This is a genomic window from Haloferax prahovense DSM 18310 (assembly GCF_000336815.1).
In the GTDB taxonomy this organism is placed as follows: Archaea; Halobacteriota; Halobacteria; order Halobacteriales; family Haloferacaceae; genus Haloferax; species Haloferax prahovense.
This window is the reverse complement of the sequence record NZ_AOLG01000008.1, coordinates 392,057-407,058: the sequence shown is the minus strand read 5'-3', so window position 1 is coordinate 407,058 and position 15,002 is coordinate 392,057. Positions and strand designations below refer to the sequence as shown.

The 15,002-nt window shown below is 67.8% G+C and carries 15 protein-coding genes and 1 tRNA gene; 4 read left to right on the top strand and 12 right to left on the bottom strand.

Annotation, left to right across the window (positions count from 1 at the left end; all coding sequences use genetic code 11):
• Positions 1-24: 24 nt before the first annotated feature.
• The 4 genes from C457_RS02150 to C457_RS02135 form a co-directional block, all read right to left on the bottom strand.
• Positions 25-1,107, bottom strand: coding sequence for a geranylgeranyl reductase family protein (locus C457_RS02150; RefSeq protein ID WP_008091540.1), 1,083 nt, complete (start codon positions 1,105-1,107; stop codon positions 25-27).
• A gap of 76 nt (positions 1,108-1,183) precedes the next feature.
• Positions 1,184-2,191, bottom strand: a complete 1,008-nt coding sequence (locus C457_RS02145) for a WD40/YVTN/BNR-like repeat-containing protein (protein ID WP_008091538.1) — start codon at positions 2,189-2,191, stop codon at positions 1,184-1,186.
• A 93-nt stretch (positions 2,192-2,284) separates the two neighbouring features.
• Positions 2,285-3,088: an ABC transporter permease subunit gene (locus C457_RS02140; protein ID WP_008091536.1), complete on the bottom strand. Its 804-nt coding sequence runs from the start codon at positions 3,086-3,088 to the stop codon at positions 2,285-2,287.
• Positions 3,081-4,073 carry an ABC transporter ATP-binding protein gene (locus C457_RS02135; RefSeq protein ID WP_008091534.1) on the bottom strand — a complete coding sequence of 331 codons (993 nt, stop codon included), beginning with the start codon at positions 4,071-4,073 and terminating at the stop codon, positions 3,081-3,083. The genes C457_RS02140 and C457_RS02135 overlap by 8 nt, the downstream gene beginning before the upstream one ends.
• 133 nt (positions 4,074-4,206) lie before the next feature.
• Between C457_RS02135 and C457_RS02130 the strand changes: the two genes are divergently transcribed.
• Positions 4,207-6,159, top strand: a complete 1,953-nt coding sequence (locus tag C457_RS02130; protein ID WP_008091533.1) for a COG1361 S-layer family protein — start codon at positions 4,207-4,209, stop codon at positions 6,157-6,159.
• Between the two features lie 36 nt (positions 6,160-6,195).
• Here the strand turns inward: C457_RS02130 and uvrA are convergent, their stop codons facing one another.
• Positions 6,196-9,144, bottom strand: a complete 2,949-nt coding sequence (gene uvrA / locus C457_RS02125) for an excinuclease ABC subunit UvrA (protein ID WP_008091532.1) — start codon at positions 9,142-9,144, stop codon at positions 6,196-6,198.
• A gap of 117 nt (positions 9,145-9,261) precedes the next feature.
• Positions 9,262-9,618 carry a cell division protein SepF gene (locus tag C457_RS02120; RefSeq protein WP_008091531.1) on the bottom strand — a complete coding sequence of 119 codons (357 nt, stop codon included), beginning with the start codon at positions 9,616-9,618 and terminating at the stop codon, positions 9,262-9,264.
• Positions 9,619-9,837: 219 nt separating this feature from the next.
• Here C457_RS02120 and C457_RS02115 point away from each other — a divergent pair, with 219 nt between their 5' ends.
• Positions 9,838-10,518: a DUF1028 domain-containing protein gene (locus tag C457_RS02115; RefSeq protein ID WP_008091530.1), complete on the top strand. Its 681-nt coding sequence runs from the start codon at positions 9,838-9,840 to the stop codon at positions 10,516-10,518.
• Positions 10,519-10,565: 47 nt separating this feature from the next.
• Here the strand turns inward: C457_RS02115 and C457_RS02110 are convergent, their stop codons facing one another.
• On the bottom strand, positions 10,566-11,045 hold the full coding sequence (locus C457_RS02110) for an RNA-binding protein (RefSeq protein ID WP_008091529.1): 480 nt from the start codon (positions 11,043-11,045) through the stop codon (positions 10,566-10,568).
• Between the two features lie 211 nt (positions 11,046-11,256).
• Between C457_RS02110 and C457_RS02105 the strand changes: the two genes are divergently transcribed.
• Positions 11,257-11,559, top strand: a complete 303-nt coding sequence (locus tag C457_RS02105; protein WP_008091528.1) for a DUF7562 family protein — start codon at positions 11,257-11,259, stop codon at positions 11,557-11,559.
• 120 nt (positions 11,560-11,679) lie between these two features.
• Complete coding sequence (locus C457_RS02100; protein ID WP_008091527.1) at positions 11,680-12,999, top strand: RNB domain-containing ribonuclease; 1,320 nt, start codon at positions 11,680-11,682, stop codon at positions 12,997-12,999.
• Between the two features lie 108 nt (positions 13,000-13,107).
• Here the strand turns inward: C457_RS02100 and C457_RS02095 are convergent, their stop codons facing one another.
• From C457_RS02095 to rpsJ, 5 genes are all read right to left on the bottom strand, one after another.
• Positions 13,108-13,347: a DUF7385 family protein gene (locus tag C457_RS02095; protein WP_004065334.1), complete on the bottom strand. Its 240-nt coding sequence runs from the start codon at positions 13,345-13,347 to the stop codon at positions 13,108-13,110.
• Positions 13,348-13,429: 82 nt separating this feature from the next.
• The gene (locus tag C457_RS02090; RefSeq protein ID WP_008091523.1) at positions 13,430-13,804 is read right to left on the bottom strand and encodes a hypothetical protein; all 375 of its coding nucleotides are present in this window, start codon (positions 13,802-13,804) and stop codon (positions 13,430-13,432) included.
• Between the two features lie 93 nt (positions 13,805-13,897).
• Positions 13,898-14,098, bottom strand: coding sequence for a hypothetical protein (locus C457_RS02085; RefSeq protein ID WP_008091522.1), 201 nt, complete (start codon positions 14,096-14,098; stop codon positions 13,898-13,900).
• A gap of 269 nt (positions 14,099-14,367) precedes the next feature.
• A tRNA-Ala gene (locus C457_RS02080) sits at positions 14,368-14,439 on the bottom strand.
• A 252-nt stretch (positions 14,440-14,691) separates the two neighbouring features.
• Positions 14,692-15,000: a 30S ribosomal protein S10 gene (gene rpsJ / locus C457_RS02075; RefSeq protein WP_004044563.1), complete on the bottom strand. Its 309-nt coding sequence runs from the start codon at positions 14,998-15,000 to the stop codon at positions 14,692-14,694.
• Between the last annotated feature and the right edge of the window lie 2 nt (positions 15,001-15,002).

The following is a 15,002-nucleotide window of genomic DNA, read 5'->3' as shown; positions in this document are numbered from 1 at the left end:
AGCGTTTCGGCGCTCCCGGCCCTTTCAGAGCAGTTTCTTCAGGTGTTCGCGCGAGAAGAACGAGCTCGGCTTGTCCATGTGGACGCCGATTTCCCCCGACAGCGACCGGAGACCGACCCGCTGGAGCCACTCGGGGAAAGAGTAACACCGGCGCACGAGGTGGCCCAGCCGAATCTCCCGGGAGAGTTCGTCGCGCCACGTGTCCTCGTAGGCCGACAGCGTCTCGGGGTCGTCGGGGTCGATGGTCGCGGCGGCGATGTCGGCCGCGGTCATCCCGTAGAGGATGCCGCCGCCGGTGAACGGTTTGGTCTGGGCGGCCGCGTCCCCGACGAGGAACGCCCGACGAGTGGTCGTCCGGTCCGGCGGGCCGATGGGGATGGCACCCGAACAGAAGTGCTCCGTCTCCACGTCGTAGGTGTTCGTGAGCGCGTCGAACATTTCGTTGACCTCAGCGCCCGGCGGGGCCGCGAGGCCGTACTCGACGCCGGCGTCGCCGCGGGGGATGCGCCACGCGAAAAAGCGCGGGACCGTGAGGTGCACGTCGACGAAGTCGCCGTCGTCCGGGTCAGGGTCGAACGCGAGGACGCCGTGGAGCGTCTCCGACGGTTCGGGGAGGTCGAGCGCTCGGCGGACCCGCGAGGTCGGGCCGTCGCACCCGGCGACCATCTTCGCCTCGAACCGGACGGTACCGGCCTCACCGGCCACGCTCACGGTCAGTCGGACCCGGTCGTCGAGTTCCTCGACGGCGGTGACGGTGTGGCCCTCGCGCACGTCAGCGCCGGCGTCGCGGGCGCAGTCGGCGAGGGTGCGGTCGAGTTCGACGCGGTCGATGACGTTCGAGACCTCGCTTTGCTTGTAGAACGGGTATGCCTTGGAGTTCGGGCCGCCGACGCGGAAGTTCGCCCCGTAGATACGGTTCTGAAACAGGCGGTCGCGCGCCTCGTCGGGGACGTACTCCCAGATGTCGGTGCTGACGTGCCCGGAGCACGCGAGGGGCGTCCCGACCTCGCCTTTCTCCAGCGCGAGCACGTCGTAGCCCGCGTCGGCCGCGCGGCGGGCGAACCGCGCGCCGGCGGGACCGACGCCGACGACGGCGAAATCGTACATGCTTGGCCGTTGCCGCGCCGACCCATGAATCTTCTCGCTTCGGACGAGGGGACGTCTCGGAGGAAAAACCGCCCGGCTACTCGACGACCGCCAGCCCCGCCGCAGTCCGTCGTGTCCCGTCCCACGGGACCTCGATTCGGTCCCACGAGTCGCCGAAGTCGGTCGTCCGGTAGAGGCCGCGGTCGTTCGCGGCGTAGCACTCGCCGCCGGACAGACCGGCGGCAAGAATCCCTCGCGTCGCGCCCGGCCCGGTCGGCAGTCCGGTCTCGTCGAGGCGTTCCCACGACTCACCACCGCCCTCCGACGAGTCCGCCCGGCGGTAGAGGTACGCCGCCGCCGACTCGACCCGGTGGGCGCGCATCGGCCCGGAGGCGGCCGTCAGAAGCACCGAGTCCGGGTCCGCGGGGTCGACGACGACGCTCCAGCAGTAGCCGTGGCCCAGCCCCGCGGTCGGCGTCGTCCACGTCTCGCCCGCGTCGTCGGTCTCGGCGTAGCCGTCGCCCGCGGCGACCCAGACGCGACCCGGTCGGTCGGGGTGCGTCGCCATCGAGTGCGTGTCTCGCTTGCTCGACGGCACGCGGTCTTGCCACGTCTCCCCGCCGTCGAGCGAGCGGACGAGCGCCCCGGCTTCGACCGCGACGAACAGCCGGTCGGGGTCGGTCGGGTCCGGTTCTATCCAGCGGACGTGGTGGGTGTGCGGGCGGGGCGGAAACGCCCACGACGACGCCGAATCGAGGTCCGAAAGCGACGCGAGTTCGGCCCACGTGTCGCCGCCGTCGGGAGAACGGAAGACTGCCGAGGGCTCGGTACCGGCGTAGACCACGTCCGGGTCGGCCGGCGAGACGGCGAGGCTCGTCACCGACTCGGGGAGCGCGTCGGTGCCGACCGCGTGCCACGACGCCCCGCCGTCGGTCGTTCGGAAGACGCCGGCGTCGAAGGTCCCGCAGAACGCCCGGTCCGGCGCGCGCGGGTCGGCCGCGACGCACTCGATGCGGTGGTCGGCGAGTCTCCGACGGGCGGTCGAGTCGTCGGGCGACCCCGAGACCGAGAGGACCGCGCCGTTCGCGGCGGCGTAGAGGTGCATGGGGGACAGAGGGGCTCGACGGTGAAAAAGCGGGCGCGGGGCGTGGCTCGCGCCGGTCGCGCGGGCCGCGGGTGACCGAGAGCAGAACGACGATTACGACAGGTCGCGACGCTCGAACACCTCGGCCGCGAGGACGACGAGGACGCACGTCACGGCGACGAGCACGGCGATGCCACCCCAGTCCACGTCGCCGGCGACGAGGAGTTCGCCGGGGTCGAGGTAGCGCGTGAGCGACAGGGCTCCGAGGAACTCGTAGTCGGTGTCGACGGTCAGGGAGTCGAGGAGGAACGTCCCGAAGACGACGCCGATGGCCGCACCCTGCGCCCGGCGGACGCGCCCGAAGAACGCCGACGCGAGGAGGCCGACCGCGACGCAGGCGACGAGGTAGAGGCCGCCGACGGCGTGGACCGCGAGGAGGCGAGTGAGGTGAATCTCCTCGTCGATGAGGCCCGCGCCGACGACGACGGCCGCGAGGAGTGCGAGGTCGACGACGGCGACCGCCGGGAGCATCGCGAGGAACTTACCGACGACGAACCGGGTGCGCGAGACGGGCCGGACGAGGACGAGTTCGACCGACTGTCGGTCGACCTCGCCGGCGACGAGCGACCCCGCGGCGTAGGCGAAGTAACTCCCGACGATGAGGAGCCAGACGAGTTGGTAGAGTTCGACCACGAGGTAGCCTTCGAGCGACGAGAAGTCGGTGACGCTCCCGACGAAGGCCGCCTGAAACTCCTCGGGGTACGACTCCAGCAGTTCGGCGAAGTCGATGTCGGACTCGCCGAACGACGGGAAGACGGCGATGGTGAGCCCCGCGGTCGCTACGAGGAGCACGCAGACGATGACGAGCCCGCGCCGTCGCCGGGCGAATTCGAAGGACGCGATGTCGAGTTCACGCATTCGCGGACTCCTCGGCGTCGGCGGGCGACGGGTCCTCGGCGTCGCCCCCGTCGTCGGTGGCGGCGCTGTCGCCGACGTCAACGCCGTCTTCTCCGCCGTCACCCTCGTCGTAGAAGTGCATGAACACGTCCTCGATGGCCGTCTCGCGGACTTCGAGGTCGTCGATTCGGTAGCCGTCGAGGGCGTCCACGAGCGCGTCGTAGTTGCCCGAGGTGACGAGTCGGAGGGAGCCGTCGGGCTCGATGCGGGCGTCGATGGTCTCCGGAAAGTCGAAGTCGGCGAGGTCGATGGAGTCGGGCGACTGGACCGTGACGACCTTCCCGCTCCGGGCGAGCAGGTCGTCGATGTCCTCGACGGCGACGAGCCGACCGTTTCGGATGATGGCGACGCGGTCGCAGACCTCGCGGACCTCCCCGAGGATGTGCGTCGACAAGAACACCGTCCCCCCGCGGGCGCGCTCCTCGCGGAGGAACTCGTAGAACTCCTGTTGGACGAGCGGGTCCAACCCCGAGGTCGGCTCGTCCATCACGACCACCCGCGGGTCGTGCATGAACGCCTGCACGATGGCGAGTTTCTGCCGGTTGCCGCGGGAGTAGGCCCGGACCGGCCGGTCGAGCGGCACCGGAAAGCGGTCGAGGAGTTCGTCGCGGCGGGCGTCGCCGGAGAGTCCGGCGAAGTAGTCGAGGGTCTTGCGGCCGGTCACGTCGTCGTAGAACCGCGGGTCGCCGGGGATGTGGCCGACGCGCGAGAGCACGTCGAGGAAGGCCGCGCGGTCGTCCACCGGAAACCCGAGGATGCTCGCCGTACCGTCGGTCGGTTTGAGCAGGCCGAGAAGCAGGCGAATCGTCGTTGACTTCCCCGCGCCGTTGGGGCCGAGGAAGCCGAACAGCTCGCCCTCCGAGACGGAAATCGAGAGCTCCTCGACCCCGCGAACGTCCCCGTAGAACTTGGTGAGGCCGTCGATGTCGATGGCGGGGACGGACATACCCACACGTAGGCGCGCTCCGGACGTATCCCTTGCGTGACGTTACCACCGATTGAGAGCCGAGCGTGTTGTTAAGCTTACATGCCGCGTATCTAGCGCGACTGAAGCGGGCTCGCCCGCCGGTCCCTTCACCATGACTCGTCGTACCCGGCGGGCGAGCGCGGCGCTCCTCGCCACGCTACTGGTCCTGTCCGCCCTCGCCGGCGCAACCGGGAGCGCCGCGGCCGCCAGCCGAGTGACCGGAAGTCCCGACCTCTCGATTATCGCGCCGGAGAACCGACTCGTCGCCGGTACCGAGGCCGCGGTCGAGGTGTTCGTCGTCAACAGCGGGACGGTCACCAACGACGGCCCCGAGGAGTACGAGGCGCTCGTCCAGACGGCCCGCGCGCTGACCATCCGCGGCGAGTCGAACGGCCCCATCACCGTCGTCAGCGGTGAGATTCCCGTCGGGACCGTCCCCGAGGGCGTCTCCGGGCCGGCGTCGCTCCGCCTCCGCGTCGCCGAGGGCGCGCGGCCCGGTACCTACGAACTCCCCGTCACGTTCACCTACGACTACACCGCCTCGGTGTACGTGGACGGCGAGACGGTCCGGACGACCCACCGGAGTCGGACCATCAAGCGGGACCTCGAAGTGGTCGTCGAGCGCAGACCCGCGTTCGCGGTCCGGACGGTCGACGCCGCCCTCGCGGTCGGTGACAGCGGGACCGTCGCGGTCGACATCGAGAACGTCGGGCCCGTCGGGGCCGCGGACGCGACGGTGACGGTCACCTCGACCGACCCGGAGATAACGTTCGGAAGCGGCGTCGCCTCCGCGGAGACGTTCGTCGGCGAGTGGGAGGAAGGCGCGACAGAGCGCGTGAGCTTCCGCGCCCGCGTCGCCGACGACGCCATCGTCCGCAACTACTCGGTGGACCTGACCGTGACCTACCGCGACGAGGACGGCCAAACGCGGACTTCGCGGTCGTTCGTCGCCGGGGTGCGCCCGACCCGCGGGGCCGACTTCGAACTCGCGGACGTGGACGCCGCGGTCGCCGTCGGCGACACCGGCACGCTGACGCTCGAACTCGTGAACGTCGGCGACGCGACCGCCTCGGCGACGACCGTCGGCGTGGCGTCCGCCGACTCCGAAGTGACGTTCGGGGCCGGCGCGCCCGCCGCGGAGGCCTACGTCGGCGCGTGGGAACCCGGCGAGACGAGGCGCGTGAGCTTCCGCGCCCGCGTCGCCGACGACGCGCTCGACCGGCCCTACTCGCTCGACGTGGCCGTCTCGTTCCGCAACCCCGGCGGCGACCGGAAGGTCCAGTCACTGGTCGCCGGTCTCGACCCCGGAGCCGGCCCGGCGTTCGCCGTGACGGTCGAAGAGAGCACGCTCAGAGTCGGCGGTGTCGGCCGCGTCGTCGGCACCGTCGAGAACGTCGGCGAGGGCGAGGCCCGAGACGTGGTGCTCCGCCTCGAATCCGACGACCCGGCGCTGACGCCGACGGACCTCGACGTGACCGTCGGCACGCTCGCGCCCGGCGAGGTCGCCGAGTTCGAGTACGCCATCGGCCTCGCCGCGGGCACGACGCCGGGGACGCGTCGACTCCCATTCGTCGTCGAGTACCGGCCGCCGGGCGACGAACTGCGCGCGGCCGACCGGACCGACGTGCTCGCGGCGGTGAGCACCGGCGACCCCGCCGTCGCGGTCGAACCGCGGAACGCGACGTTCGAGGTGGATTCGACCGGCCGGCTCGTCCTCGCGGTGACGAACACCGAGGCGACGCCGCAGACCGACGTGACGGTCAGGCTCGTCGCCGAGGAGCCGCTTTCGAGCGAGGACGCCGTCGCGTTCGTCCCGCGACTCGACGCCGGCGAGACGCGCCTCGTCGTCTTCGACCTCGAAGTGAGCGGCGACGCCGTCCCGAAGACGCAGGTCGTCGGCGTCGACGTGAGCTACGAGGACGACGCCGGCAGACAGCTCTCGACGGGCACCCAGCGGGTCGCCGTCGAGGTGGTCGAACCGGCGACGACGTTCCCCTTCTTCCCGGCGCTCGTCGTGGTCCTCGCGCTCGCGGGCGTCGGCTACTGGTGGTATCAGCGTCGCTGAGAGCACCGTCGGCGCTGAAGAAAAGTCGGCGCGCGTTCAGTCGTCGTTCGCCACTTTCGCGGGGTTGCGGCGGTCCGAGCGCGGCCCCTCCTCGTCCACGTCGGGGAGGTAGTCGCGGAGGTACCGACCCGTGTGGGAGTCGGGGTTCTCGGCGACCTCCTCGGGGGTGCCGCTGGCGACGACCGTGCCGCCGCCCGCGCCGCCCTCGGGGCCGAGGTCGACGATGTGGTCGGCGTTCTTCACGAGGTCGAGTTCGTGTTCGACCACGAGGACGGTGTTGCCGTTGTCGACGAGGCGCTGGAGCACCTCGATGAGCTTCCGCTCGTCTTCCTTGTGGAGACCGGTCGTCGGCTCGTCGAGCAGGTAGAGCGTGTCGCCGGTCTGCTTCTTGCCGAGTTCCTCGGCGAGTTTGACGCGCTGTGCCTCGCCGCCGGAGAGCGTGGTCGACGGCTGGCCGAGTTGCATGTAGCCGAGGCCCACGTCGTGGAGCAGTTGGAGGCGGCGGCGAATCTGCGAGTTCGCCTCGAAAAAGTCGAGCGCCTCGTCGACCTCCATGTCGAGCACGTCGGCGATGGTCTTGTCCTTGTACGTCACGTCGAGCGTCTCGGCGTTGTAGCGCGCGCCGTTACACTCCTCGCAGGGCACGTACACGTCGGAGAGGAAGTTCATCTCGATTTTGACGTTGCCCTGTCCCTTGCAGGCCTCACAGCGGCCGCCCTTGACGTTGAAGGAGAACCGGCCCTTCTCGTAGCCGCGCTGTTTCGAGAGCTTCGTCTCGGCGAACAGTTCGCGGACGTAGTCGAAGACGCCGGTGTACGTCGCCGGGTTCGACCGCGGGGTGCGACCGATGGGCGACTGGTCGATGAGCCGGACGGTCTCGATTTCGTCGTAGCCCTCGATGGCGTCGTGCTCGCCGGGGTCGACGGAGGTGTTGTCGTTCATCCGCCGGGCGAGTCCCTTGTAGAGAATCTCGTGCATCAGGGTGGACTTACCCGACCCCGAGACGCCGGTGATGGCGGTGAACGTCCCGAGGGGAAGCGGCACGTCGAGGTCGTCGAGGTTGTGTTGGCGCGCGCCGCGGACGACGAGTTCGCCGTCGCCCTCGCGCCGCGCGTCGGGCACGTCGATGTCCTTGCGGCCCGAGAGGTAGTCGGCCGTGATGGAGTCGTCGGCCGCGACGATATCGTCGAAATCGCCCTGCGCGACGACCTCGCCGCCGCGCTTGCCCGGGCCGGGCCCCATGTCGATGATTTCGTCGGCCCGGCGCATCGTCTCCTCGTCGTGTTCGACGACGATGAGCGTGTTACCGAGGTCGCGGAGGCCTTCGAGCGTGTTGAGCAGTTTGTCGTTGTCGCGCTGGTGGAGGCCGATAGACGGCTCGTCGAGGACGTAGAGAACGCCCACGAGGCCGGAGCCGACCTGCGTGGCGAGGCGGATACGCTGGGACTCGCCGCCCGAGAGCGTGGCGGCCTCGCGGTCCAAGGTGAGGTATTCGAGGCCGACCTCGGTCATGAAGCCGAGGCGGGCGCGAATCTCCTTGAGAATCTCCTGTGCGATGGTGCGGTCGCGCTCCGAGAGGTCGGCTTCGAGGCCCTCGAAGTGTTCGAGCGCGCCCGCGATGGTCATGCGGTTGACCTCGGGGAGCGTCGTGCCGCCGACGCGGACGTGGCGGGATTGCTCTTTGAGCCGCGAGCCGTCGCAGTCGGGGCAGGTCGTGACGGCCATGAACTCCTCGATGTGGTCCCGCGTCCGGTCGGAGTCGGTCTCGACGTGGCGGCGTTCGAGGTTGCCGACGACGCCCTCGAAGGGGTGTTCCTTGTGGCGCGTGCCGTTTTTCGTCGTCCACTCGAACACCACGTCCTCGGTGGTGCCGAACAGGAAGGCGTCCTGCACCTCGTCCGAAAGCTCCTCGAACGGGGTGTCCACGCTGACGCCGAAGTGGTCGGCGACGTTGTCGAGCTGGCGGCGGTAGTACGTCCGGTTGTAGCTCCACGGCTCGAAGACGTGCTTGAGCGGCTTCGACGGCTCGGTGACGACGAGGTCGGGGTCGACCTCCTTCGCCTTGCCGAGGCCCTCGCACTCCGGGCAGGCCCCGTGGGGGCTGTTGAACGAGAACGACCGCGTCTCGATTTCCGAAAAACGGAACGACGAGTTCGGGTTACCGAGTTCCTCGGAGAACTCGACGACGAGGCGGTCGTCGCCCTCGCCCGCGAGCGACCCGGTCGAACGGGTGTTGGAGGCGAAGGGGAGGTCCTCGGGCGGGTCGGGGACGATGAGTTTGAGGACGCCGCCGGCCTCGTCGAGCGCGGTCTCGACGGAGTCGGCGATGCGCGAGCGCGCCTCGGGCGCGACCTTCACGCGGTCGACGACCACGTCGATGGTGTGGTCGTAGTTCTTGTCGAGTTCGGGCGTCTCGAACGAGAGGTCGAACTCCTCGCCGTCGACCTCGACGCGGGCGTAGCCCTCGGAGACGAGGTCCGAAAACAGGTCCTTGAACTCGCCTTTCTGGTCGCGGACGACCGGCGCGACGACCTTCGCTCGGGTGCCCTCGGGGAGTTCGAGAATCTGGTCGACCATGTCCTGTGCGGACTGCTCGCCGACCTTCTCGCCCGTGATGGGGTCGTACTGGGTGCCGACGCGGGCGTACAGGAGGCGGAGGTAGTCGTGGAGTTCGGTGACGGTCCCGACGGTCGACCGGGGGTTGTTGGCCCCGTTCTTCTGGTCGATGGAGATGGCGGGCGAGAGGCCCTCGACGGCCTCGACTTTCGGCTTGTCCATCTGGCCGAGGAAGTTCCGCGCGTAGGCCGAAAGCGACTCGATGTACCGCCGCTGACCCTCCGCGTAGACGGTGTCGAACGCGAGGGAGGACTTGCCTGACCCCGACAGGCCGGTGACGACGGTAAACGTCTCGCGGGGGATGCGAACGTCGAGGTTCTTGAGGTTGTGCTCTTCGGCACCGCGAACCTCGATGTAGTCCTTGCTCATTCGGACGACTCTAGGAACGAGAGGACCGAATAGGCATCGGTTCGGGCCGTTCGAGCCGCATCGCTCGCGTCGGCGACTCGGGAGAAATCGGAGCGTGCGCGGTGTCGTCCGCCGGCGTCAGCCGTTGAGCTTCTGCCGCGAGATGGAGATGCCCGTCGGCGTGATGACGATTTGGTCGTCGCCCTTCTGGACGATGTCGCCGTCTACCTCGCGCGCGACCTGCCGGAGGTCGTCGATGATGTGTTCCATCGTGTTGTCGGAGGTCGTGTGGCGGGGGATGTCCGCGATGACCAGATTGCCGTCGTAGACGGCGTCTTTGATGGCGATAACGTCCTGCTGGCCGCCGATTTCGGCGATGTGAACCGAGAGGCCGGCGTCGCCGCGAGCGGTGTCGAAGTCGTCGAGGTCGAGTTCGACGTAGTCCTCGGTCGTTCGGGAACCACCACCACCGAGAATCTTACTCATGATACCCATAGGACGTAGAGAGGCCACAACGGGGTTAGTTCTTACGTCAGACGATTGTCTCTCTTCAGACATGTCTGAGCGCTGAGGCGGGACGAATCGACGGCAGTACGGCCACAGGAGGGTGGTGCCGCGGGAGGCGACGACGCCGGCGGACGTCCGACGCGCGCGCCGTCCGCGTCGTTTCGCCGGGTGTTTTTACCTCGCGGCGCGCGGGAGCAGACGAACACGATGACCTTCAGCATCTGCGTCCGCGAGTCGTACGTCGACGACGGCGGCGACGACCAGCACCGCTTCGGCGTCGCCGTGACGACCCGCCTGCCGGGCGTCGGGGCCCTCTGTCCGTTTGCAAGTGAACACGGCGCGGTCGCGACACAGGCGCTGACGAACGTCGAACTCGGGGAGAAGGGCATGGACTACCTCGAAGACGGCCTCGCCGTCGACGACGCCCTACAGGCGCTGTTGAACGCCGACGACGGCCGGTCGGAGCGACAGCTCCACGGCGTCGGCTCCGAGGGGACGTTCGCCTTCACCGGCGACGACTGTCTCGGCTGGGCGGGCCACCGCGAAGGCGACGACTACACCGTCGCTGGCAACCTGCTCACGGGCGCGGAAGTCGTCGAAGCCGCCGCCGACGCCTACGAGCGAAGCGTCGACGGCGACGAGCCGCTCGCGAAGCGACTCATCGACGCGCTCGGCGCGGGACACGCCGCGGGCGGCGACAAGCGCGACGACCTCGACGTCCAGAGCGCGGCCGTCGTCGTGACCACGACCGAGGACCGCGAGATGGAGCCGTACTACAACGACCTCCGGGTCGACGCGACGGAGACGCCGCTTCGCGACCTTCGGGAGACGTTTTCGATGGCGCGAGAGGGATACGAGGCGGCGCTGGAGAAGTACGCCGAAGAGTAGCCGACGTGGCCGAGAGCCGCGCGCGCCGGGGCAAAGAAACAGTCGGCTCAGACGGAGAACTCGAAGAGGTCGTCGCCGACGTGGTGGATTGACTCGACGACCTTGCCGGAGTCGCCGACGAGGTCCGCCCCGTCTTCGAGCGCGCGACCCACGGCGAGCACCTTGCCGTGGGTCTCCTCGGCGATGACGACGAGGTCGCCAGCCTCGATGGTGTCGTCCGCCTCGGTGATGCCGGGGCGCATCACGTCGGCCCCGCTGGAGACGAACGAGACCGCGCCCGCGTCGACCGTGACGACGTTCGTCGTCGGCGGGAGCTGGTTCGCGCCCTTGACCGTGAGAAACGGCTGGTCGTCGACGTACATGACCGCCGGCTCGCCGTCGACGAGGACGACCTCGTAGTCGGCGTCGGCGAACTCGACCGCCTCGAACGCGTCGCCGTCGAGGGCGACGCCGAGGGACGATTCGATGGAATCACACAGGGCGTCGATTTCGTCGCTTCGGAGGTGGTGGCGAGACTTGACCTTCATACCGGGTCGTGGACGCTCACGGCCGATAAATCGACCGCTCCGCATCGAGTGGTCGGCGACGACCCCGGCGGCCGGTCGAACGCGAGTCGACCCGAGCTAACCCAAAACCAACCCGAAGCAATCCGAAGCAACCCGAACCACGTCGGCGTCTGACGCGCGTCAGACTGTGACAGGATAAACTGCTAAGTACGATTGGGTCCACTCCAACGATATGTGGCGCTCCCGGACGAACCGGGACCGGAAACGTGTCGTGTGCATCGCATGCGGTGACGCGGTCCTCCGGTCGGCGGCGCGCGAGTACGACAAAGAGGGGAACCGCTGGGAACGGCACGGCAAGCGGTTCGAACACCTCTGTAAGTCCTGTTATCGAGGGCTCTGTCACCAGCCCCGCGGGGAGCTCGAAGGCCTCCTCATCGACATCGAAGAACACGGCATCACCAACGAGGAGTTCCTGCTTCGCTACTTCGACGCGGTCAAAGAGCGGTACGAATCCCCCGGCGAGCGCGGTCGCTGAGGTCGCTTTCCTTGGCCCGCCGCCGGGGCGCGCGCGAGCGTGCTCACGAGCGACGTCGTTTCCCTCTCGTCGCGGCTCGTGCCCGACACTCATTTCTCCCTGCCCCGTCTAGTCGGGGCTATGTCAGACGACGCGCAGGCGTACGCCGGGACCGCCGAAGGGCAAGGACCGGTGGAGATAGACGCCGAACTCGCGCGACACCTCCAGAACAAGCGCGAGGACCTGTTCGAGGAGTTCGAGATTCGAGACAAGTTCCCGCCGGAAGTCCTCTCGGAGGCGCGTGCGCGCACCGACGGCGTCCACGAGGAGATCGAAGACGAGCTCGAACACCGCAAGGACCTCCGAGACCTCACGACGTGGACGACAGACCCCGTCGACGCCCAGGACTTCGACGACGCCCTGAGCATCCGCGAGAACGAGGAGACGTACACGCTGTGGGTCCACATCGCCGACGTGACCCACTACGTCCACCCCGGTTCGGAGATGTGGGCCGAGGCCGTCAAGCGCGGGAACACCGTCTACCTCCCCGCCTACACCATCCACATGCTCCCGCCGGCGCTGGCCGAGACGGTCTGTTCTCTCGTCCCCGAAGAGGACCGCCTCGCCCACACCGTCGAGATGGAGATCAAGAAGGACACGCTCTCGTTCGAGTCTATCGACATCTACAAGTCCGTTATCCACTCCAACGAACGGCTCACCTACACGCAGTGTGAAAACCGGCTGGAAGACCCCGACCTCCCCCTCCACGACGAGAACGCGCTGGTCTTCGACCTCGCGGACCAACTCCACGAACAGCGCAAGGAAGACGGCTCGCTCGTTCTCAACCCGAGCCGCGACCGCGCCCACACCATCATCGAGGAGTGCATGCTGAAGGCGAACAAGGCCGTCACGCACGAACTCATGTGGAACCGCGGCGTCGAGGCGATGTACCGCGTCCACCCGCAGCCGACTCCCGACCAGTGGGACAAGGCGCTCCGCGAAATCACCGAACTCGACGGCGTGAGCATCAAGTCCACGTCGTGGGACGAGCCGCGGAAGGCCGTCAACGACGCCTTAGAGAGCGCGAACTCCCGCACGCTCAACAAGATTCAGCGCGCCGTGCTGAAGGTCATGCCCCGCGCGAAGTACATGAACGACCCCTTCGGCGGCCACTACGCGCTCAACTTCGACATCTACGGCCACTTCACCTCGCCCATCCGGCGGCTGTCGGACCTCATCAACCACTGGATCGTCCACGAAAACGACGTGCCCGAAGACCTCGTCGAGCTCTGCGACCGCGCCTCCGACCGTCAGAAGGACGCCGAGACGGCCGAGCGGCTCTACAAGCAGTTCCTCCAAGAAGTCGGCTTGGACCCCTACGCGGTCAACAACCGCGGCATCGTTACCGTCGACGACGACGGCGAGGTCATCGACGAAAACGGCCTCCCGCCGCGCGAATAACCGGGCGGACGACCCCGCCGCCCGCGGCCGGCGAGGCGAACGCGAGACCATAGGCTCAGTCAGCGATGTGCCGAAGCGACCGAAAGGCGCTCACCGCCGCCGGCTGCGTTACTCCTCTTGTTTGTGCGTGAACAGGAGCACGTCGCCGTCGTGCTGAGTCACACAGAGGTCGAGCATCATGCTCAGTTCGAGACTGTTGTAGTCGTTTTCGCAGACGACCAAGTCGTCGAACGGTTTCTCACAGGCCGGACAGGCGATAGAGACGGTGTTCTGGTAGGTGGTGACGCCGCCGCTCGACTCGTAGGGCGTGAGCGACGACCGGAGTTCGTCGAGTTCCTCGTCGTTCATGGACGTGTTGTGCGCGCGGCGTGCGTATAATTCTTCACGGTCGGACACCGGTCACGGTCGGACGCGACGCACGAGTGGTGGCTCATCTTCCTCCGGCGTCGTCCAACCCGCAGGCCCACCGGAAGTGCGGGTGGACCCACGACAGCCCCGCGGCGTTAGCCTCGACCCACGACGACGGGTCGCTCAACCGACGCGACAGCACCGCCGCGCGCTCCTCGTGAGTCCCCTCACGGTCGAACGGTATCAGTTCGAGCGTCCGCGACGCGGGGTTGAAAAAGACCGCCCGCTCGGTGTCCTCGTCGAGTCCGACCAGCCGCGAGCCGTTGGCGTCCTTCTGAAGGAGCGCCTGCGCCATCCGATGCTGGTGGACTCCGCGGCGCGTCTCGCGGAGCTTCGAGACGATGGCTCGAAAGAGGGCCGTCGGGTCCGACGGGGGTTCGCCTCGTCGTGTTTCCATACCGACGGCCTCGGAGCGAGACGATAAGAGGGTCCGCCATGAGCGGGGTGAAAGTGTAGGATTCGGCGGAAGTGAACGTTCGGTAGTCGATAGCTACGGAGAGTACCGCTTGAACAGCGGGACGAACGGTTTGAGGAGGACAAGTCCGACTCCGAGAAAGACGTACAGCGTCGTTTCATCCGGGAGCCCGAGCTGACGAATCCCCAGCGTAACCCCGAGTGCGATGAGAACGTAGGCCCAGAAGAGTGCGACGACCGGACCATACCCCTGTACCGACGCCGGTGTCTCGAACATTGGTCGCTTTTGACGCGTAGTTAGTGAAACTCTTGTGTCAGAGCGGACGGGGAGTCGGTTCGGGGGGTTCGGCCTCGTAGCTGTATTACGAGGGGTATCATGCCGGGATTCCCTCCCGAAAATCGCCCGACGTGAACGGGGTGGATTCGGAGTGAGTAGGAACTCTCGATGAAACCGGTGTTTTGTTCAGCCGCTGGCCGATGAACGTTACAGCGTGAGACCGCAAGAGAGGCGTCTTGCGGGCCTTAGAAACGTTGTGAAAACGTGGATGGACTCGCGGGGATTTGAACCCCGGGCCTCTTCCTTGCGAAGGAAGCGATCTGCCACTGATCTACGAGCCCTCATTCCCACGGAGTCGTGGGATACACTTATACCCTATGTTTTGTCCGCGGCCGGGCATGCGATAGCATCCCGTTCCGTCGGGTGATTCTACGGGCGTCTGCTCGCGTGTCGAACGGAAGTGAGATGACACGCGCCTTAGCGCTGAAAGTCAGCTCGGAGGCAGAGTCCTCCGGACGCGCGCCTCGACAGCCGCGAGTGTGACGGGCGGGCCGTCACGAACGGGCGGTCCGGAAGTCCGGACAGCGCCGTCGTTAGTCTTCGAGGACGATCTCGATGCTGACGTCGTTCGGAACCTGAACGCGCATCAGCTGGCGCAGAGCGCGTTCGTCAGCGTCGAGGTCGATGAGACGCTTGTGGACGCGCATCTCCCAGTGCTCCCACGTTGCCGTCCCCTCGCCGTCAGGCGATTTGCGGGCGGGGACTTCGAGCGTCTTCGTGGGCAGCGGGATCGGCCCGCTGAGGTTGACGCCCGTCTTGTTCGCGATCTCGCGGACGTCGTCGCAGATATCGTCGAGGTCTTCCGGACTCGTGCCGGCGAGCCGAACGCGTGCCTGTTGCATCG